Origin of the sequence: Paenibacillus sp. Cedars (assembly GCF_003184205.1) — a bacterium.
Lineage (GTDB): Bacteria > Bacillota > Bacilli > Paenibacillales > Paenibacillaceae > Paenibacillus_AQ > Paenibacillus_AQ glucanolyticus.
This window is the reverse complement of record NZ_CP020866.1, coordinates 2887749-2906010: the sequence shown is the minus strand read 5'-3', so window position 1 is coordinate 2906010 and position 18262 is coordinate 2887749. Positions and strand designations below refer to the sequence as shown.

Below are 18262 nucleotides of genomic sequence, written 5' to 3'. Positions count from 1 at the left end.
CGGCTCTTTTGCTTATCGTATGTTCTTAATGATGGTGGTGTCCTCCTCCGTCAGGAGTCTGGACAGCGTCGCCCTTAAGGGACTGTTCGATTAGAGTTAGCTTCTCGACTGCTTCATTGCCAATCGCAAAATACCGGGAAGGCATCACCTGATAATCCTTCGAGTGGACTCGGCACGTTACAACATAGAGTCCCTTATCCAGTTTCTGGCTGGCTTCATAGAGTCCCGGTTTCGTTTGGTGACCCTCAACCATTTGTACAGCTTCCGGATCGTTCTCAGGGGAAATTTCAAATTGCACCCGATCGGCATCCTGGAACGGTTGTTCATTGTCCTCGATGGCAACGGAGAAGGTTTTGTTGTTGTCCGAATCCGCACTTGTTGTGATCTGTAAGTCAACCGACAGGTGAGGGAGAAGGCCGTCTGCCGATGGGGACGGATCATGGGAAGTGCATCCGCACAGCAAGAGCATCATGAGCAACAAACCGAATACAGCTGTTTTTATTTTAGATGGCATTTGCGCAACTCCTCCTAGGCTGTAAACCAGTGTTTTAGTGGTTTAATATGACGAATGATCAGTACATCGAGCAGCAAGACAACCAGAATGGATACACCGACCAGCGGCATGATCACCCCAAAGCACAGCATAATCGCCAGCACCCCTATGGTCAGTCGTTTGTCCTTCGCCCGGCCCGGTGCTCCAAGCTTCCCTGAAGGCTTGCGTTTACGCCACATGAAGTAGGAGCTGATCGCGATAAGCATGATGCCGATGCAGGTCAAGAGGCCAAGAATCTGATTGGCAACCCCGAACAATCGTCCTTCATGGAAGGCAATGCCGAGCGTGATCGCTTTGGCCATGATGCCATAATCCTGAAACCGAACATCGGTCAGGATGGCTCCACTATACTGATCGACATGCAGCGTAGCATTAAGACCGGGCTTCTTATGGTCGGTAGAGATGGTGTACACCCCGCTGTTTCCATTCGGCATGGAGATGGTGTAAGGCTTCTGAACGTTTTTCTGGTCTGCGATTCCGGTCATTTCATTAACATCCAAACGGATATAGCTGCCGCTCATCGATGCAGGTACCGGAATGTTCTCGGCGGCCCATGGAATGTCTTCGGCAACATCTTTTGCGACCGTAACCGATTGGGGCTTGTCCATAAAACCTAATGCATACGGGGGATAATTGGTATGCGTGGCATTGGCAAACCGATCGATTTGTTTACCCAGTACGCCTGACCACGGAAGTCCGCTGAGGATGAGAATCACGATGCTGATGGACAGCCAAAAAGCAGGGACGGAATGGAGATCACGCCAGAATGTGCGGCTGCCTCGTTTGCCTAATCGGGGGAGCAGCGTACCCCATATCGCTGATTTATTGCGCGGCCACCATAAATAGAGACCTGTAATGACAAGGATGACGGCCCAGCAGGCCGATAGCTCGACGAGCCGGTTCGGCCATGTTCCGCTCATCAGCAATTGGCTGTGCATTTTTTTGAAGAAAGCGGAGAAGGTTTGGTCGCTGTTCTGAATCCCGCGGATCGTGCCTGAATAGGGATCGGCATACAGGATAACGGATTGTTCATTGCGTATGGCCGACATTCTGAACGTGGACTCCGGATGATCAGGCAGGGTGATCGAGGATATCTTGGTGCCCGGATAAGCACCCTCTGTCTTGGCAATGATCTCGGATGGACGGAGTGCCTGCGAGCCCACTTCGCGTACAGTGAGCATGTCCTTGTACAAGTACCCTTCAATCTGCGGCTTGAACAGATACATGGACCCGCTGAACGCCAGAATAATCAGAAACGGTGCGAAAATAATACCAGCATAAAAATGCCATCTCCATACCGACTGATAAAGGGAAGTCGTCCAACGGACACGCGGTTTTTTGGATCTTGTTGCTGGGGTGACAGCATCCTTTTCTAACATACTTTTCATCAATCATTACTCCCTGTTAAACTGGAATTTTTCTTACAATTGTTATTATAGATGCGACTCTATCTAGCACCTATGGCTCGAAGTAGTCATTTTCATCGGTTTTTGACAATATTTTGATGGATGCTTAAAGGAGGTCAATATGATTCGCAAAATTTCCACAGGAAATATTCGAGTGATCCGGCACCTGTTGTTAGGGGGTGCACTGATCCTCATTGTCATTCTGACAATGAAGTCGGTTCTTACATACACCGTTAACGAAGCCGATGTTCGAATCGGCCATGAAGTCCCTGATTTTACGTTAACCACGATGGACGGAAAGGAGATACAACTGAGTGATTTCAGGGGATCGGGGGTATTGCTCAATTTCTGGGCTTCCTGGTGCAACCCTTGTGTTAACGAGCTCCCTCTTATGAACGAGGCTTCCAAGAAAATGCATGGCGTGGAGGTGGTGGCCGTCAATGTCGGAGAAGACGCAGCCATCGTAGAGCGGTTTGCAGAACGCTATGATCTGGAATTCAAGATCTTGCTGGATCAGGACAATCAAGTGAAACGCCTGTACCGCATCACAGGTTTGCCAGCGACAATTCTGATCGATAAGAACGGCATCATGGTTGATCGCGTCGTCGGCGAGCTGGATGATTACAGCCGTATCCTGGGTCTTATGCAGCGGGTTCAGTCAAGCCAATCCGATCTCCAATAGCTCTTTGGAGCCATACCGATATATAATGATATTGATTACAATGAGGGAATAACGAGCTTGACCAGACATCACGAGATAAGTCATGAAATTAACGAAGGCGGGAAATAACATGTCCTATAAACAAATGAAATGGTTGATCTTAATCATTCCAACCTTGACGATTGGCATCTGGGAGTATGTTCGCCATGAGTTCCTGCTGCCTTATATATCGATGGATTTAGGGAATTGGCTTGCGCCGGTGATTGTGTTTTTGGTATCCATTCTGTTTCTGACGCAGCTGTTCTCGTTGATAGAGCGTAACCAGGCGGAGCTGAATGAAGCCCGGGCGCTGCATGCATCCCTGCAGGAGCGGGAGAAAATTGCCCGCGAGCTTCATGATGGCATTGCACAATCCCTGTTTTTGCTGAATGCTCAGATCGATCGGATGGAGGCCATCGGAGACTCCGGGGAACTTCCGTATCAGGAGGTCAAAGAGAGTGTGCATCGTGCCAATACGTATGTGAGAGAGGCAATCGCCAATCTCAGATACCCTATAGATCCGGAGTCGGTCTCCTGGATGCAGAGCATGAACAGTTTGATAACTGAAATTAAGCAGGAGACCAACCTCCAATTTGATATACAGTGGGATATTCCGGACACGATGCTGTCTGCCAAGGAAAAAGTGGAGCTTCTGGCCTCAATAAGGGAATCCTTATTGAATATCCACAAACACGCCGAAGCGAAGCATGTATGCATAACGGCGGTAGAAACGGACTCAGGCTGGAAGTGTTCCGTCAGCGACGATGGAAGGGGCTTTGAGTTGAACAAGCCGCTCAGCAGCAACCGATACGGGATCAAAATTATGAGAGACCGGGCAGAGGCCATGGGCTGGAAATTCATGATGGAAAGACTGCATAACAAAACGATTATTAGCATTCGGAAGGAGATCACCTAATGAATAAACAGCCTTTTCGGGTATTAATCATCGATGACAGCGATCTTGCGAGAGAAGGAATCCGCACCATCTTGAGCAGTGATTCTACCTTTGAGGTGGTAGCTGAGGGGCAGAGCGGCGAGGAAGCCCTGGAGCTCACGGAGAAATGGATGCCTGACATCATCCTGATGGATATTCAGATGCCTGGAATGGGCGGACTAGAAGCGACCAAGCAGGTCAAGGACAAGTTTCCTTACGTTAAAATCGTGATGGTCACGGTATCCGATGATATCGCCCATCTGTTTGATGCCTTGAAGCGCGGAGCGCAGGGGTATCTGTTAAAGAACCTGAATCCTGAATCGTGGCATGAATATCTGAAAGCTATAGCCGTGGACGAAGCGCCGATGAGCCGTGAACTCGCTTTTCGAATACTAAAGGAGTTCTCGCAGCAAGAGAAACCGGATCCAGGCAACAGTCCGCTAACCGCACGGGAAAGAGAAATTCTGGGCCGCGTGGCCGAAGGTTTGTCCAATCGCGATATCTCTGTCGCCTTGTGCATATCCGAGAATACGGTCAAGAATCATCTGAAAAATATTTTGCAAAAGCTGCATTTGGAGAATCGGGTTCAGCTTACCCGCTATGCCTTTGAGCAAGGCTGGATGGGAAAGAGATCGTAAGTATAGCCGCAGATGATACCAATCTCCAATCGGTTTAAGGGATGAAGAGGACACGAAATTTAAGATTCCAGCAAAAGAAACCGGTGCATGGTGTGTTCATTTCTGTTTAACAAGGAAGATGCCAACCGCAATGACTCCGATGCCGACCCAGTTCTTCCAAGTCGGAACTTCCTTCAGGAACAAGTAAGCCACTCCTAATGAAATCAGGATTTCCAAGCATTTAGAGAAGATGAGGGTGTAGCCTAATTGATCGGTAGCTTTGTATCCATAGCGGATCCCGTATCCTATGCACATATTGGCAATGAGGAACAAGGGGAGCATGAACAACTGAAACTGCAGCGTAGGCCAGAACAGATGCTGGATATGCTTGGTTTGGTATGAAAATACGAGATTGATGATCGACAGACCGCCGAAGAGCAAGCCGATACTGTAGATGTAGAACATAAAGCGCCTCCTATAACCATAGTCATTGCGGTACGCCATTAATGTTTCCTCGCAACAACTTTTTTATCCATGGACAATTTGAACGAATGCTGTTGTGCAGTCCTGCTGAAATTTTGTAATGCCTTCGGTGCAAGCGAAGAGTGTGCTTGGCAACATAAAAAGGATGGCTCCCTTACAACCGGGAACCATCCTTCTTTCATATGCTTAATGAACTTGATGAAGCCGGCTGTACACGCCGCCGGAATGAATCAATTCCTGATGTGTGCCCTGTTCGGCAATGCCATCGGAATTCACGACGATAATCCGGTCCGCACTCTGAATCGTGGTCAGGCGGTGAGCGATAACCAGCGTTGTTCTGCCCACCGACAGTTCTGCAAGCGACTTCTGGATTTGGGCCTCCGTCTCTGTATCCAGTGCGGACGTGGCTTCGTCCAGGATCAGAATCGGCGGGTTCTTAAGGAACATTCTCGCAATGGATAATCGCTGCTTCTGACCGCCGGACAGCTTGACTCCGCGTTCCCCGATGATGGTCTCCATGCCGTCTGGCAGGCTGCGTATCAGGTCATCCAGCGATGCGCGCCGAGCGGCTTCCCAGATTTGATGATCGGTTGCATGTAAATCGCCATACGCGATATTGTCCCGGATCGTGCCGGAGAACAGGAAGACATCCTGCTGCACGATGCCGATATGCTTGCGCAGGCTTCGCAATTGGACATCCCGGATATCGATTCCATCAACCGTAATGCTGCCTTGCTCCACCTCATAGAAGCGGGGGAGCAGACTGCAGATCGTCGTTTTGCCCGCACCGGAAGGACCGACAAACGCGACGGTTTCCCCGGCACGAACCGACAGGTGAATGTTATTCAAAATGGTTCTTGACGACTCATATCCAAAGGTTACCCCTTCAAAGCGGATATCTCCCCGGACGGAGGAGAGGGAAACGGCATCAGGGGCATCCGCGATTTCCGGATCGGTTTCCATAATCTCCAGGTAACGTTTAAAGCCGGCAATGCCTTTGGGATAACTCTCAATAACCGCATTGATCTTCTCGATCGGGCGGAAGAAGATGTTGGAGAGCAGCAGGAATGCCATGAACTCACCCATTTCAAGCTTGCCCTGGATAAAGAACCAGGCACCGCAGATCATAACAAACACCGTGATTAATCTCATCAGCATATAGCTGACCGACATGCTCTTTGCCATGGTTTTGTAAGCCAGCAGCTTGGTGGCACGGAACTGCTTATTCTCCTCGGCAAACAGCTTCTTCTCATGTTCTTCATTAGCAAACGACTGAACGACACGGATACCGCCAACGTTGTCTTCGATGCGGGCATTGAAATTCCCTACATTCCCGAACAATTGTCTATACGTTGTTGTCATCCTCCCGCCGAATTTGATGATCAGCCATGCCATGAATGGCACGATGATGAAGGTTAGCAGTGCAAGCTCCAGATTAATGTAAGCCATTAGGGAGAACGATCCGAGCAATGTCATGATGGCAATAAACACATCCTCCGGCCCATGGTGAGCTACTTCCCCGACATCGTTCAGATCATTCGTGATGCGGCCCATGAGGTGGCCGGTTTTGTTGTTGTCAAAGAAACGGAAGGATAACTTCTGAATATGAGAGAACATGTTCTCCCGCATATCCGTTTCAATATTAATGCCCAGCATATGTCCCCAGTAGGTCACAATATATTGCAGCGCGGTGTTCAGCGCATAGATGGACAGCAGGACAATACAGGCGATAAGGATCAACGGCCAATCCTGGCTTGGCAGCAGATCATCAATAAATTTGCTAACGGCCAGCGGAAAAGCAAGCTCAAGGAGTCCGGCGATGACCGCGCACGTAAAATCCAGAATGAACAATCCCTTATAAGGACGATAGTACGAAAAAAACTTTCTGATCAAGTATCATCACACTCCAAGTTATACCTCTGTCAGGGTTATGGGTTCGAATAAACAATGTCTAACAGCCATTATCGGCTGTCACTGGGCTGCTTCGTATCATACAGCTCAAAAGCTTGAATGTACTCGTGAATGATCTGATCCACGGCCTTCAGCTCTCCGCTGACCACGTCTTTAATTGCTTGAAAGTCGGGGTCATTTACCTGCTTCCTCAAGGTATCCCGTTTCACATATAAATGGTCTAAAAAAGACAGCGCACGCCCCCTGCGAAACGTCTGCGCCATCTTACCGCCTTCTCTGCCGCCGTGGTGTTCCTCAAGACGTCTTCCGTGACGCCCGCCCTGACGGTGGCTATCGCGATGGCGGAATTCCTCCCGGTTCTGGCCCGGCATATCCTGATCCTCTTTTCGCATGCAGCACGACCTCCTTCAAAATTAATTGTATACGTATGTATACCTCATAATTTGATTGTATACGTTCGTATACAATTTCGTCAATCCATTTATTTAGGATATTGGAAAATTCGAGGAGACAGAGGGAAGATATGCTATGATTATACATAATCGCCCCGAGGAGAATGTAGAGGGATTGTGACCACGGGAGCGTAGAGAGTAGAGACCATAGAGGGGAGCTTAACGCAATGACCGAACCTAATCATGAATACTGGATGCAGATAGCCATCGAGGAAGCCCATCAAAACGTTCAGAATGTGGAGGGTGGACCTTTTGGAGCGATTGTCGTTAAAGAGGGGAAAGTGATAGGCAGAGGCCGGAATCTGGTTACTGCTCTGAATGACCCTACAGCTCATGCCGAAGTGCAAGCGATACGAGAAGCATGCCTGCATATGGAGGATTTTCAGTTAAAGGGCTGTACGATTTATACCAGCTGCGAGCCTTGCCCGATGTGCCTGGGAGCTATCTATTGGTCAAGACCGGACGCCGTCTATTATGCAAGCACCAAAAAAGAGGCAGCCGAGATCGGGTTTGATGATCATTTTATATATGACGAGATTGCAACACCCATGGAACAGCGTTCGATTCCCATGAAGCAGATTCAGACCGATGATTATTTGCTGCCCTTTCAAGCCTGGAGCTCAGCCGAGCGCAAAATTGAATATTAACATGAAGAACCCGGGTTTCCTGTAAGGGTAGCCCGGGTTTGTTTATGACTTGGCAATTTTGATGCCAAAATAAGTATTGAGCGCATTCGCATATTCCTGCTCGTTGCCTGGCTTAAAGGAATGGACGCCGCTGGGCTTGTAGATTCTGAATTCGTCATTGTCAACAGTGTTTCTGCCTTCTGCCGTACGGATGGATACTCGGGCGGTTTTGTTAAAGGGCGATTCGGGAGCATGCTCGCACCAGAATGAAGTCGTAATGAAATCTCGGGGGAGATTCGGTTCCTCCGTAAAGGAGAATACGGGATCCCAGGCTTCCTTCTTCCACTCCTCAAGCATCCAGCCGTATGCTTCTGTTTGTACGAGACGGTAGGTTTCATTGCCCTGGGTTTGTTCCAGGCCATCCACCAGCTCCAGCGGCTGACGCGGACCTGCCCCTCCCACACCAACATCGGCAATAAAGCGCTGCTCCCCGATATTTATCTGCAGAATATGATGCCTGCGTTTGGCTGGAGTATCGGTTTCATCCCGCCAGAAGCGGCCGAAGTAATGAGTGACCTCAAAACCCAGCTCCTGCAGCAGCCAGCCAAACAGGGCATTCAGCTCGAAGCAGTAACCGCCGCGGTGCCTCGTCACGATTTTATCGTAAAGATGGGGGATATCTAGGGAAAGGGGAATTCGGTCCAGGATATCGAGATTTTCATAGGGTACGGTGTGCACATGCTGCTCTTGCAATCTGGCAAGCATATAGGCACTATTTACAATTGGGCCGGTGTATCCAATACGATCCAGATACTGGTTTATGTCCAGGGTATTGACCTTGTTATTCATTTCATCACCGCAACTTTCGTATTTGGTCAGCTTGGTAGAACGTAGCGAAATATAATTATATACTTTATATCATAAATCAGAACTTTCTAATAGAGAAGGAAACGGAGTGGAGATTATGCCGATGGATATGACCGCCCTTCGGACGGCAGCTAGAAAAATAACATTCATACCTGAGCATTATAGACTTGTTATGGAGGACAATACCCCTAAGGGTTTTAATGAAAGAGCAAGAACGTTTATTTGGGAGGATCCTCAGCTTAAAGATCATAAAATCGAGGTATCTTTAAGTTTGAAAACCGGACAGCTGATGAGGCTGGAAATCGAACAGGAGTCACATGAATCGATGGAGGAGGCTGTTGCAATTGAACAGGCGAAGAAGGCCGCGAAAGCGTTCATGAGCAAGTTTCATCCGGATTATAAAGTGTTGACCTCCCTTCACGCTGAGTTTAAGAGAAACCGCTATGATGTCGAAATCAGGGCCGAAGTAGGAGGATTGCCTCTGCCTAATACCGGATGTGAAGTCAGACTTGATCAAAATTTAAATGTGGTCCGATATCAGGCGGACGAATACACGGGGGTGGAACTTCCCGGTTGGCCTTCTGAAATCGTCACCCCTGAGGCAGCGAAGGAGCGGATCATTCAGGATATACATATGGGGTTAATCATTACGACATTATATCCGTCAGTTTACGAACTGGAAGGGAATGAGGAGCAGCATCGTCTGGTCTATGAACCGGCTCAAGGACGTCGCAAGATCGATGCCGTGACGGGTGAGCCCTTGTTTGCTCTGCAGCACGATCTGCTGCCGCCTACGGTTCCCATTCCCCCCGCCCATGATGAAATACAGCAGCCGTCCAAAGAGACTGAAGGAGCATTGCTTGAGGCGATGGCTCATTCAAACCCCGAAACGGAGAATATGTCCTTGGATGGATACACAAGCCTGATTCGCTTCTGGGAGGCACAGCTTGGGATAGATACCGCAAGGTACGTTCTGGATCGGCCCAGAGGAGACGAGGAGAACCTAATTCTGTACTATTTTGAAAAAAACCTCGCGAACAATGAAGCTGGCGCGGATCAGGAGAGTTGTCCCACAACGGACCCGTTATCCGTTGACGGATACATGGAAAGACGATGGGGAGACGCACTTCGAAACTTTGATGCGGCTTATATGGTACATATTGATAAATCGACGGGCCATCTGGAAAGGCTGCATTATAAGCAAAGGAGCCCTGAGGGTGAAGCGGTGTTAACGCGTGAGCAATGCTGGAGGGTCGCAGAACGATTCTTGCAGCGGTTCTTCCCTGAATATGCGGCATACTTGCAATTGGAAGTGGAGTGGGATGAAGAGGAGTCGGAAGCGGATCAAGAGCTTGAGGAAGAGCAAGGCGCAGCTGAACCGCGCAAGCGGGAGAACTTCCATCTACCGTTATTTGTTGATCAATACAGGGTCAGGACCGAGCGTGTTCATATCAGCGTAAGTACCATTACAGGTGAAGTCCTTATCTACCGCAGTGTGTCGAAGGAGAGAATTCTAGAGCTGGAGGCCTGCCGGTTTGAGTCCATGGTTTCGCCCGAGGAGGCGCTTGCCCGTTATGCGGACCATCTCGAAGTATCGCTTAGGTGGTTCATTGACGGTGACGACAACACATCATGCTACAAATTAATCTATGATCCCGTCTACAAGAGGAGAGCAGAGCTGGAAGGAACAACGGAAGAGCATATACTGGAATTTATCGATGCCGTGAACGGAGAGCCTGTGTGGATGAAAATGTAGTGTATTATAAATGTTCATATTATGCCGTATCACAAAAGAAGGGTGCCCCAATCGCCAGAAACTGGCGAGGGACACCCTTTCTTGTATTACAGCTCAAACTCTATATTAACCGCAAGTGCAGTTCAGAACCGGTTTGCGTGCAGCGGTTGTTTCGTCAAGACGCTTCACCACGGTTGTATAAGGTGCGTTGATGACAACCTCCGGCGTGGTTTCAGCTTCCTTGGCGATCTGGATCATCGTGTCGATGAAGCCGTCAAGTGTTTCCTTGCTTTCTGTCTCGGTCGGCTCAATCATGATGCATTCTTCCACGTTCAGCGGGAAGTAGATGGTTGGCGGATGATAGCCAAAGTCGAGCAGCCGCTTGGCAACATCAAGAGTACGTACACCGTATTCTTTCAGCTTTCTGCCGGACAGGACGAATTCGTGCTTGCACAGCCCCGGGTAAGCGACCTCGTAGTATGGAGCCAGACGATGCATCATATAGTTGGCGTTCAGTACGGCGAGTTCAGAGACGCGGCGGAGCCCGTCTGGACCGTAGGTGCGAATATACGTGTAGGCACGAACCAGGATACCGAAGTTGCCATAGAATGCCTTTACGCGGCCAATCGACTGGGGCCTGTCGTAGTCCCAATAGAAGCTGCCGTCCTCGCGTTTGGATACAATCGGTTTCGGCAGGAACGGAATCAACAAACTCTTCACACCGACAGGACCAGCACCCGGACCGCCGCCGCCGTGCGGGGTGCTCATTGTTTTATGCAGATTGAGATGGACTACGTCAAAACCCATGTCGCCTGGTCGGGTAATACCCATAATCGCATTGGAATTGGCTCCGTCATAATAGAGGAGACCGCCTGCCTCGTGCACGATTTCCGCAATTTCCACGATCTGCTCCTCGAACAGACCCAGTGTGCTTGGATTCGTCAGCATCAGGGCGGCCGTGTCGTCACCAACAACTGCGCGCAGAGCATCCAGATCCACCATACCGCGCTCGTTGGATTTGATCGTGATGGTGTCGTAACCGGCTACTGTCGCACTGGCTGGATTCGTACCGTGCGAGGAGTCGGGAACAATCACCTTGGTGCGCTTCTCGCCGCGGCTCTCATGGTAAGCACGGATAAGCATAAGACCCGTCCATTCACCGTGGGCACCCGCAGCAGGCTGCAGTGTTACCTGATCCATGCCGGTAAGTGCCGCCAGATCGTTCTGAAGGGTATAGAGCATCTCCAGAGCCCCCTGAATGCTTTCTTCAGGCTGGTACGGATGAATCTTGGCAAACCCGGCAAAGCGGGCAACATCCTCATTAATCTTCGGATTATATTTCATCGTGCATGAACCGAGCGGGTAGAAGCCGTTATCGATACCGAAGTTTCGTCTCGACAGCTCGGTGTAGTGCCGTATCACATCTACTTCGTATACTTCCGGCAGCTCAGCCGGATTGCTGCGAAGCAGATCTTCTGGGATGAGGGATGCAGCGTCCACTTCCGGAACGTCACACTCAGGAAGGGAATAGGCGACACGCCCCGGCTTGCTGAGTTCGAATATCAATGCTTTTTCCGGTTTCATATGATCGCCTCCAGTTCGCCAATGAATTGGTCGATTTCTTCCTTCGTTCGCCGCTCGGTTACGGCAATCAGCATGCATCCTTGAAGCTCGGGATAGGAGACACCAAGATCATATCCGCCGATATAACCTGCACCCAGCAGCTTCGAGTTGAGCTCCTTGATGTTAGTCCCTTCTGGCAGCTTCACTACGAATTCGTTAAAGAAGGGAGAGCTGAATGGAAGGGAGAGGGACCCATGGGATGCACGCTCAGCAGCATAATGGGATTTGCGCACATTGAGAAGAGCTGCCTCCTGCATGCCCGCTTTGCCCAGGGTGGACATATAAACGGACGCACACAAAGCGAGCAGGGCCTGGTTCGAGCAGATATTCGAAGTTGCCTTCTCGCGGCGGATATGCTGTTCGCGCGCTTGCAGGGTTAGCACGAAGCCCCGTTTGCCGTCCTGGTCAACGGTTTGACCCACAATACGACCGGGAATCCGGCGCATCAGCGGCTCGGATACCGCAAAGAAACCGCAGGTGGGTCCACCAAGAGATGCAGGAATACCAAGCGGCTGAGCATCGCCGACCACAATGTCGGCCCCAAGGACGCCTGGAGATTCCAGCAAACCAAGGGAGAGCGGATTAACGCTTAGCACAAGGAGCGATTTTTTCTCATGCACCAACGGTTCGATCGACTTCACATCTTCAATGCAGCCGAAGAAATTCGGCGATTGCAGAAGTACGGCCGCTGTATCTTCTGTAATCGCGGCAGCGAGAGCTTTCTGGTCGGTAACCCCATTCACAATGCCGACTTCAACGACTTCCAGGTCGAGGCCATGAGCCGACGTGAGAACGATTTCCCGTGCTTCTGGATGAACAGCGCGGGAAATGACGATTTTCTTGCGTTTAGTCGCCCCGCTGGCAAGCGCTGCAGCTTCGGCAAGTGCCGTAGATCCGTCATACATGCTGGCATTCGCGACCTTCATGCCGGTCAATTCGCAGATATAGGATTGAAATTCAAAGATTGCTTGAAGCTCGCCCTGACTGATCTCCGGCTGGTAAGGCGTATAAGCGGTATAGAATTCGGAGCGGGAGATGACATGATTGAGCACAACGGGAATATGGTGGTCATATAAACCGGCGCCCAGAAAGCTTGTATAGCGATCAAAATCGGCGTTGCGATCCGACAGGCTGCGCATATGCTTCAGAAGTTCCGGCTCACCCAGTCGTTTCGACATAGGGATGATTCCGTTGTAACGGACAGCTTTCGGGATATCGGCAAACAGATCCTCGATCGTCTCCGCACCGACTGCGGCAAGCATGTCGGCCTGATCTTGATCGGTCATAGGCAAGTAACGATGCTTCATGATAAGGCAGCTCCTCTTTTGTAGAATGGTGTCTTAACCACTTTGGCTTTTAACTTCTTACCGCGGATTTCCACCCATACCTCGGAATCCAGGCTTGTATAGGCGGTTTCGATCAGGGCCAGGCCTAGATTTCTCTTGAGCGTTGGGGACTGAGTACCGCTTGTCACTTCGCCGATGGGTTCACCTTCACTGTTGAATACAGGATAATGGGAGCGAGGAATGCCGCGGTCGATGAGTTCTATGCCGACAAGTTTACGCGGTACACCCGCATTTTTCTGCTGCTGAAGCGCTTCCCGACCGATGAAATCACCGCTGTCCAGCTTCACGAAGAAACCCAGGCTGGCTTCAAGTGGAGAAATCGTGCTTGAAAGTTCCTGCCCGTACAATGGCAATTTCGCCTCGAAGCGAAGCGTATCACGGGCACCGAGTCCAGTTGGAATGAGTCCATGAGATTGTCCAGCGGCTAACAGACCACTCCAAATGGCAGGTGCATCTGCAGCGGAGCAGTAGATTTCGAAGCCATCTTCCCCGGTGTAACCGGTCCGGGACAGCAGCGCTGTCGCGCCGAATACTTGAGCGTTCTGAATAAAATGGAAGGAAGGGAGCTCGCTTAGTGTCTCGGAGGTAGCCTGCGCCATGATGTTTACAGCGTCAGGCCCCTGAATTGCAATCAGCGCTGTCTCTGCGGATACATTCCGGATTATGACATCACCCGCAAGATGATCCTGAAGCCACTGGAGATCCTTGTCGATGTTGGAGGCATTCACAACCAGCATGAATTGATCCGCCGACAGTTTATAGACAAGCAGATCATCAACCGTACCACCGTTGTCGTAACACATTAGGGTGTATTGGGCCTGACCAGCTGATAATCGGGTTACATCATTCGTAGTCATCTTCTGGATAAAGGCTTCAGCGTCTGCTCCTGTGACGATAAATTCGCCCATATGGGAAACGTCGAACAGGCCAGCCTGCTTGCGCACAGCTTCATGCTCTTGAACAATGCCGGAAAATTGCACGGGAAGCTCCCAGCCGCCGAAGTCGATGCAGCGAGCCGAAGGAAAATCGGAATAAAGCGGGTAGAGCGGTGTACGTTGTAATGAACTCATCTCTTCACCTCTTCTAATTGGCATGATTAAAGGGGGGAACACCAAAAAAAGGACAGGCAGAAGGATAACAAGAGGCGCTCGAAAAAAAAGCCCGCTCATTAAATGATCCTTCTGCTCTGTCCTTTGTACCTGAGAGTTACCCCACATGTCATGTTAGTATTGTGTAAAGCGTGTGTGAGTTTCCCCGTGGGTGATTCTGCATTTAGAATTCTCTCCAGAGGTGCGTCCGGTAAAGGTCCTTTTGCCTGAGAGATTCACCGTGTTACGGCTTACTCCTTCGGCGTTACCTGTCAATCCTGTTGGTAATCTCTCCCGCTACCATCATCCGCGTGAAAATATATTGAGTTGTAATGATCTTCCTATGTTCTTGTGATTATTATAAACGTCTTTCTCCATAAAGTGTCAACCTTTATTTCACTTAAATATTTTCAATGCTAAAATTTTTGTTAGATATCTTGACATCGCCTCGTCCCTGTTTTATTCTGTGGGAGAATAAGCCAATCGAATATGCGGATGACGATGGATGGGAGAGACCGCCGGAAAGGGTATTGCTGCCGGGCGGCACCGAAGGAGCAAACCGTTGTGCCTGCCGGGCTTACGAGTAATCTCTCAGGTAAAAGTACCGCCATCTGACGCAGCTCTGGAGAGTGCGCAAGCCACCCAAGGGGAAAGATAAGACCAAGGCGACACGTGGTCGATCACAAACTCTCAGGTACCGAGGACAGAGAGAAGGCGAATGCCTTTTTTGTGTTCTTTTTTTTCATTTATTCACCTTAATTTCATTTCTTTAAGAAAAGAGGAGTATCCGTAAATGAGTGAAATCAGAGAGAATTTGGTGTACAGCGACGATCATGAATGGGCATTGAAGGTAGAAGGAAACGTGGTGCGCGTCGGCATTTCCGATCATGCGCAATGCCAGCTGGGCGATATCGTATTCGTTGAGCTGCCTGAGGCAGGTGCTGCGGTTTCCGCAGGCGATAGCATTGGTACAATTGAATCGGTAAAAACCGTATCAGAGCTGTATTCCCCTGTATCCGGAACCATTACCAAAGTGAATAATTCACTGGAAGACCAGCCGGAGCTTGTAAACGGAGAGCCGTACGATGGCGGATGGATTATTGAGGTTGAGGTGGAGGGTGAGCTGGAGGAAGCTCTCGGGAAGCTGCTGACTGCTGAATCTTATCGTGCGAAAGTGGACTAACAATTGAACCATAATCTGGGATATTAAAACATAAACAGCTGCGCGTTCGTAACGAAGGTTACGAGGTGCAGCTGTTTTAATTTTTTTCTCCAAGTGCTATTTCTAAAGCGTGTTCGACGCCAAGCGTCTTGCGCTCATGTGTGCTCGAAGTTCGGGAAGATTGATGACGACGATCCCGCCAATAATCAACAGACTGCCAAGGATTGAATAGAGTGAAATGCCTTCAGCATACAGGAGCACGCCCAGTCCCAGTGCTATAATCGGAGAAACAAACAGCCAGGTGGAAGGGAAAAACGCATTCGTTGCTTTCAGCAGCCAGGCATACAGGCTATGGCCCAGCATCGAGCCGATGATCATCAAATACAATACAGAGCCTATAGCAGGCAGGGTCAGAATATCATGCAACCGAACTTGTTCACTGAATACCGACAGAAGCAATAACGCAGCTCCGCCATACATCATCTGGACCGCATTGATTGTGATCGGCGAGATATCGGGCATGTCAAATGACAGTTTGCGGGTAGCCAGGGAGCCCACGCTATATCCGACCTCCCCGATTAGAATGACAATACAGCTCAGAATCCAAATCATATTGCTCCCCAGCACCAGATTTGGCATGATGAGCACGCAGACCCCCGCAAAACCGACGGCGCATCCCCAATAATCGCTGCGCCGGGCTTTTTTCCTCATCACAACCGATTGAAGTATCAGAATCATCATTGGACCTGTTGCCGACAGAATGGCAGCGATTCCTGAAGTAATATGCTGCTCAGCCCAGTATAGTGTTGCAAATGTCATAAACGTGCTGGTCATTCCAATCAGAATGAACTCCTTGCGCAGGAGCAGGTTCAGCTTCACTTTACGCCGTGATATCATCCACAGGAAGATGAGTGCGCCCGCCAGAAGGAATCGAAGCCCTGCCGAGAAAAAGGGCGGCAGTCCGGCTTCAACGCCAACCTTGATGGCGAGAAACGTTGTGCTGAAAATAGCGCACATTAGCAAGTAGTTGAAAATAATCATGCAGCATCCTCCTTTTTCTATACTATAATGGGTAGTTAGTAGACCAGATCGCTAGAAGATAGAACAGATGCGCCAATGGTACAGATTGGGGGAAACATCTATGGAAATCACAACGGTGGGAGCTAAACATGAAAAACGGAAGCTGCAGCAATCTGTCTATGACGCTATCGTGGATGGCATAACCCAAGGTGAGTGGAAGGAACTGGACAAGCTGCCCTCCGTGCGAGTGATGGCCGAGAGAATGAACGTTCATCGATTGACGGTGCTGAAGGCTTATCAGCAGCTGCTGGAAGATGGGATTGTTCACGTAAAATACAAATCGGGATATTTCGTATCGGCATCGGAATCGGCAGCCGCCGATGCATCGCGAGCATCGCATCGGGACAGCCGATCATGGGATTATCAGGCCAGATCGCTGTATGTCCATCGCAGCCGGTTATCGGACATTCACAGGCAGCAAGTGGATTACCAAATGTCCGAAGCCCTGATTGATCCTGGTTTGCTGCCCAATGCCTACCTGTCCAATCATGTCAAACAAGTGTTTGATATGTATCCGAAGGTGCTGAGCACTTATTCCTCGGTGTCCGGAGATATAGAGCTGCGAGCGGAATTGGCCCGGTATTTTATGGAGAAACAAGGCATAACGGTACATCCGGAAGAGCTGCTGATCACAACGGGCTCTCAACAGGCAATTGACTTGATTTCACGTTCCTTGGTGAAAGACGGAGATCGCGTATTGATTGAACGGCCGACATACAGTCCGGCGATTGATTTGTTTGTGCAGCAGAATGTGAAGCTGCTTCCCGTCGAGATTGCGCCGCAAGGATATGATCTCGAACAGATCGAATTTCTTATGCGTACAGAGCAGCCGAAGCTGTTCTATATGAACCCTACATTTCAGAATCCCACGGGATATACGGTTCCCGTCAGACAGCGCAAGGCGCTGGTTGAATTGGCGGAACGGTATCAATGCATTTTGGTGGAGGATGAGGTATATCACGACATCTATTTCGGAGATCCGCCGCCGCTGCCCTTTTTTTATTACGATACCGAAGGATATGTCATTCACATTCGAAGCTTCAGCAAATATGTGGCTCCCGGCTTGCGAATATCGGTGCTGGCCGCCCGTCCGGAGCTGATGAATGCCATTATTCCGATCAAGGCCCTGTCGGACAATGGAACGCCGCTGCTGACCCAGAAGATATTTCAGCACTATTTCTTCTCCAGCAGGCTTCAGGAGCATGTGGCTAAGCTTCGAATTGCGCTGGAGCTTCGTAAAGCCAGAATGGAGAAGCTGCTGGAGGCTACGGATTGGCGATGGACCAGCCCAGGAGGAGGGTTGAATCTGTGGATAGAGCTCCCGAACAACGTCAACGTGGATGAGTTATTGCGGCAATGTCTTGCTGAGTCGATAGCCTTTGTTCCCGGGCGTATTTGTGATCCTCTGGATAGGATGGATTCGTGGATCAGGCTCAGTTATTCGTATATCAGTGAGATCCAGCTGGAAGAAGGTATCAGGCGTCTGATTCAGATAGCGGATCGCGTGAAGGTATAAGAGATACACAGAATCAATGCATCTGCCATCAAGTGACAGGGCAGCAGAGTCGGCTGAGCCGGACTGAGTGGATTGAGATCATTTTTTCTTCTGTATGGTGTACAAAACATGCTCCAAGCTCGTGTTATGTGCAAATCGCATATAAAAAAGGAGATGGGCCGCC

The 18262-nt window shown here is 49.8% G+C and carries 17 protein-coding genes and 2 riboswitches; of the genes, 7 read left to right on the top strand and 10 right to left on the bottom strand.

Annotated elements, in window-relative coordinates:
- Positions 1 to 25: 25 nt before the first annotated feature.
- Together B9D94_RS14985 and B9D94_RS14980 are read right to left on the bottom strand one after the other, a co-directional pair.
- Positions 26 to 514 (bottom strand): FixH family protein, encoded by a 489-nt coding sequence (locus B9D94_RS14985; protein ID WP_148247379.1) that lies wholly within the window; start codon positions 512 to 514, stop codon positions 26 to 28.
- A 14-nt stretch (positions 515 to 528) separates the two neighbouring features.
- Positions 529 to 1941, bottom strand: a complete 1413-nt coding sequence (locus tag B9D94_RS14980; protein WP_148247378.1) for a PepSY-associated TM helix domain-containing protein — start codon at positions 1939 to 1941, stop codon at positions 529 to 531.
- Positions 1942 to 2080: 139 nt separating this feature from the next.
- Between B9D94_RS14980 and B9D94_RS14975 the strand changes: the two genes are divergently transcribed.
- The 3 genes from B9D94_RS14975 to B9D94_RS14965 all read left to right on the top strand — a co-directional run bounded on the left by B9D94_RS14975 (position 2081) and on the right by B9D94_RS14965 (position 4231).
- The gene (locus tag B9D94_RS14975) at positions 2081 to 2641 is read left to right on the top strand and encodes a redoxin domain-containing protein (protein WP_148247377.1); all 561 of its coding nucleotides are present in this window, start codon (positions 2081 to 2083) and stop codon (positions 2639 to 2641) included.
- Between the two features lie 109 nt (positions 2642 to 2750).
- Positions 2751 to 3575 (top strand): sensor histidine kinase, encoded by an 825-nt coding sequence (locus tag B9D94_RS14970; protein WP_006210802.1) that lies wholly within the window; start codon positions 2751 to 2753, stop codon positions 3573 to 3575.
- On the top strand, positions 3575 to 4231 hold the full coding sequence (locus tag B9D94_RS14965) for a response regulator (protein ID WP_006210801.1): 657 nt from the start codon (positions 3575 to 3577) through the stop codon (positions 4229 to 4231). The genes B9D94_RS14970 and B9D94_RS14965 overlap by 1 nt, the downstream gene beginning before the upstream one ends.
- A gap of 96 nt (positions 4232 to 4327) precedes the next feature.
- Here B9D94_RS14965 and B9D94_RS14960 read toward each other — a convergent pair whose 3' ends face one another.
- The 3 genes from B9D94_RS14960 to B9D94_RS14950 all read right to left on the bottom strand — a co-directional run bounded on the left by B9D94_RS14960 (position 4328) and on the right by B9D94_RS14950 (position 6996).
- Positions 4328 to 4675 (bottom strand): hypothetical protein, encoded by a 348-nt coding sequence (locus B9D94_RS14960; RefSeq protein ID WP_006210800.1) that lies wholly within the window; start codon positions 4673 to 4675, stop codon positions 4328 to 4330.
- Positions 4676 to 4879: 204 nt separating this feature from the next.
- A complete protein-coding gene (locus B9D94_RS14955; protein ID WP_148247376.1) occupies positions 4880 to 6586 on the bottom strand; it encodes an ABC transporter ATP-binding protein in 1707 nt (568 codons plus the stop codon).
- Positions 6587 to 6654: 68 nt separating this feature from the next.
- The gene (locus tag B9D94_RS14950; RefSeq protein ID WP_076151995.1) at positions 6655 to 6996 is read right to left on the bottom strand and encodes a hypothetical protein; all 342 of its coding nucleotides are present in this window, start codon (positions 6994 to 6996) and stop codon (positions 6655 to 6657) included.
- A 227-nt stretch (positions 6997 to 7223) separates the two neighbouring features.
- Between B9D94_RS14950 and B9D94_RS14945 the strand changes: the two genes are divergently transcribed.
- Complete coding sequence (locus B9D94_RS14945) at positions 7224 to 7703, top strand: nucleoside deaminase (protein WP_006210796.1); 480 nt, start codon at positions 7224 to 7226, stop codon at positions 7701 to 7703.
- Positions 7704 to 7745: 42 nt separating this feature from the next.
- Here B9D94_RS14945 and B9D94_RS14940 read toward each other — a convergent pair whose 3' ends face one another.
- Positions 7746 to 8531 carry an arylamine N-acetyltransferase family protein gene (locus tag B9D94_RS14940; RefSeq protein ID WP_006210795.1) on the bottom strand — a complete coding sequence of 262 codons (786 nt, stop codon included), beginning with the start codon at positions 8529 to 8531 and terminating at the stop codon, positions 7746 to 7748.
- A gap of 115 nt (positions 8532 to 8646) precedes the next feature.
- On the opposite strand from B9D94_RS14940, the gene B9D94_RS14935 reads away from it, so the two are divergent.
- Positions 8647 to 10305, top strand: coding sequence for a YcdB/YcdC domain-containing protein (locus B9D94_RS14935; RefSeq protein ID WP_172964052.1), 1659 nt, complete (start codon positions 8647 to 8649; stop codon positions 10303 to 10305).
- A 105-nt stretch (positions 10306 to 10410) separates the two neighbouring features.
- Here B9D94_RS14935 and gcvPB read toward each other — a convergent pair whose 3' ends face one another.
- The 3 genes from gcvPB to gcvT are packed head-to-tail and all read right to left on the bottom strand — an operon-like array spanning position 10411 to position 14323.
- On the bottom strand, positions 10411 to 11868 hold the full coding sequence (gene gcvPB / locus B9D94_RS14930; RefSeq protein ID WP_076151993.1) for an aminomethyl-transferring glycine dehydrogenase subunit GcvPB: 1458 nt from the start codon (positions 11866 to 11868) through the stop codon (positions 10411 to 10413).
- Positions 11865 to 13214, bottom strand: coding sequence for an aminomethyl-transferring glycine dehydrogenase subunit GcvPA (gcvPA, locus tag B9D94_RS14925; protein WP_148247374.1), 1350 nt, complete (start codon positions 13212 to 13214; stop codon positions 11865 to 11867). Before gcvPA ends, gcvPB begins: the two co-directional genes overlap by 4 nt.
- Positions 13211 to 14323 carry a glycine cleavage system aminomethyltransferase GcvT gene (gene gcvT, locus B9D94_RS14920; RefSeq protein ID WP_148247373.1) on the bottom strand — a complete coding sequence of 371 codons (1113 nt, stop codon included), beginning with the start codon at positions 14321 to 14323 and terminating at the stop codon, positions 13211 to 13213. The genes gcvPA and gcvT overlap by 4 nt, the downstream gene beginning before the upstream one ends.
- A 223-nt stretch (positions 14324 to 14546) precedes the next feature.
- Positions 14547 to 14648, bottom strand: a riboswitch (glycine riboswitch).
- 189 nt (positions 14649 to 14837) lie between these two features.
- Positions 14838 to 14957: riboswitch (glycine riboswitch) on the top strand.
- Positions 14958 to 15134: 177 nt separating this feature from the next.
- Here gcvT and gcvH point away from each other — a divergent pair.
- Entirely contained in the window at positions 15135 to 15524 is a 390-nt protein-coding gene (gene gcvH, locus B9D94_RS14915) for a glycine cleavage system protein GcvH (protein ID WP_006210786.1), read from the top strand.
- Positions 15525 to 15626: 102 nt separating this feature from the next.
- Here gcvH and B9D94_RS14910 read toward each other — a convergent pair whose 3' ends face one another.
- Positions 15627 to 16544 (bottom strand): DMT family transporter, encoded by a 918-nt coding sequence (locus B9D94_RS14910; protein ID WP_148247372.1) that lies wholly within the window; start codon positions 16542 to 16544, stop codon positions 15627 to 15629.
- A gap of 100 nt (positions 16545 to 16644) precedes the next feature.
- Here B9D94_RS14910 and B9D94_RS14905 point away from each other — a divergent pair, with 100 nt between their 5' ends.
- Positions 16645 to 18099 carry an aminotransferase-like domain-containing protein gene (locus tag B9D94_RS14905; protein ID WP_076151988.1) on the top strand — a complete coding sequence of 485 codons (1455 nt, stop codon included), beginning with the start codon at positions 16645 to 16647 and terminating at the stop codon, positions 18097 to 18099.
- Positions 18100 to 18262: the final 163 nt, after the last annotated feature.

What these genes read in the sequence shown, in the direction of transcription:
- B9D94_RS14970 (WP_006210802.1), top strand. Translation starts at nt 2,751, where the DNA reads ATGTCCTATAAACAAATGAAATGGTTGATCTTAATCATTCCAACCTTG.
- B9D94_RS14940 (WP_006210795.1), bottom strand. Translation starts at nt 8,531, where the DNA reads ATGAATAACAAGGTCAATACCCTGGACATAAACCAGTATCTGGATCGT.
- B9D94_RS14945 (WP_006210796.1), top strand. Translation starts at nt 7,224, where the DNA reads ATGACCGAACCTAATCATGAATACTGGATGCAGATAGCCATCGAGGAA.
- gcvPB (WP_076151993.1), bottom strand. Translation starts at nt 11,868, where the DNA reads ATGAAACCGGAAAAAGCATTGATATTCGAACTCAGCAAGCCGGGGCGT.
- B9D94_RS14980 (WP_148247378.1), bottom strand. Translation starts at nt 1,941, where the DNA reads ATGAAAAGTATGTTAGAAAAGGATGCTGTCACCCCAGCAACAAGATCC.
- gcvPA (WP_148247374.1), bottom strand. Translation starts at nt 13,214, where the DNA reads ATGAAGCATCGTTACTTGCCTATGACCGATCAAGATCAGGCCGACATG.
- B9D94_RS14965 (WP_006210801.1), top strand. Translation starts at nt 3,575, where the DNA reads ATGAATAAACAGCCTTTTCGGGTATTAATCATCGATGACAGCGATCTT.
- B9D94_RS14975 (WP_148247377.1), top strand. Translation starts at nt 2,081, where the DNA reads ATGATTCGCAAAATTTCCACAGGAAATATTCGAGTGATCCGGCACCTG.
- B9D94_RS14985 (WP_148247379.1), bottom strand. Translation starts at nt 514, where the DNA reads ATGCCATCTAAAATAAAAACAGCTGTATTCGGTTTGTTGCTCATGATG.
- B9D94_RS14905 (WP_076151988.1), top strand. Translation starts at nt 16,645, where the DNA reads ATGGAAATCACAACGGTGGGAGCTAAACATGAAAAACGGAAGCTGCAG.
- gcvT (WP_148247373.1), bottom strand. Translation starts at nt 14,323, where the DNA reads ATGAGTTCATTACAACGTACACCGCTCTACCCGCTTTATTCCGATTTT.
- B9D94_RS14910 (WP_148247372.1), bottom strand. Translation starts at nt 16,544, where the DNA reads ATGATTATTTTCAACTACTTGCTAATGTGCGCTATTTTCAGCACAACG.
- B9D94_RS14960 (WP_006210800.1), bottom strand. Translation starts at nt 4,675, where the DNA reads ATGTTCTACATCTACAGTATCGGCTTGCTCTTCGGCGGTCTGTCGATC.
- B9D94_RS14950 (WP_076151995.1), bottom strand. Translation starts at nt 6,996, where the DNA reads ATGCGAAAAGAGGATCAGGATATGCCGGGCCAGAACCGGGAGGAATTC.
- gcvH (WP_006210786.1), top strand. Translation starts at nt 15,135, where the DNA reads ATGAGTGAAATCAGAGAGAATTTGGTGTACAGCGACGATCATGAATGG.
- B9D94_RS14935 (WP_172964052.1), top strand. Translation starts at nt 8,647, where the DNA reads ATGCCGATGGATATGACCGCCCTTCGGACGGCAGCTAGAAAAATAACA.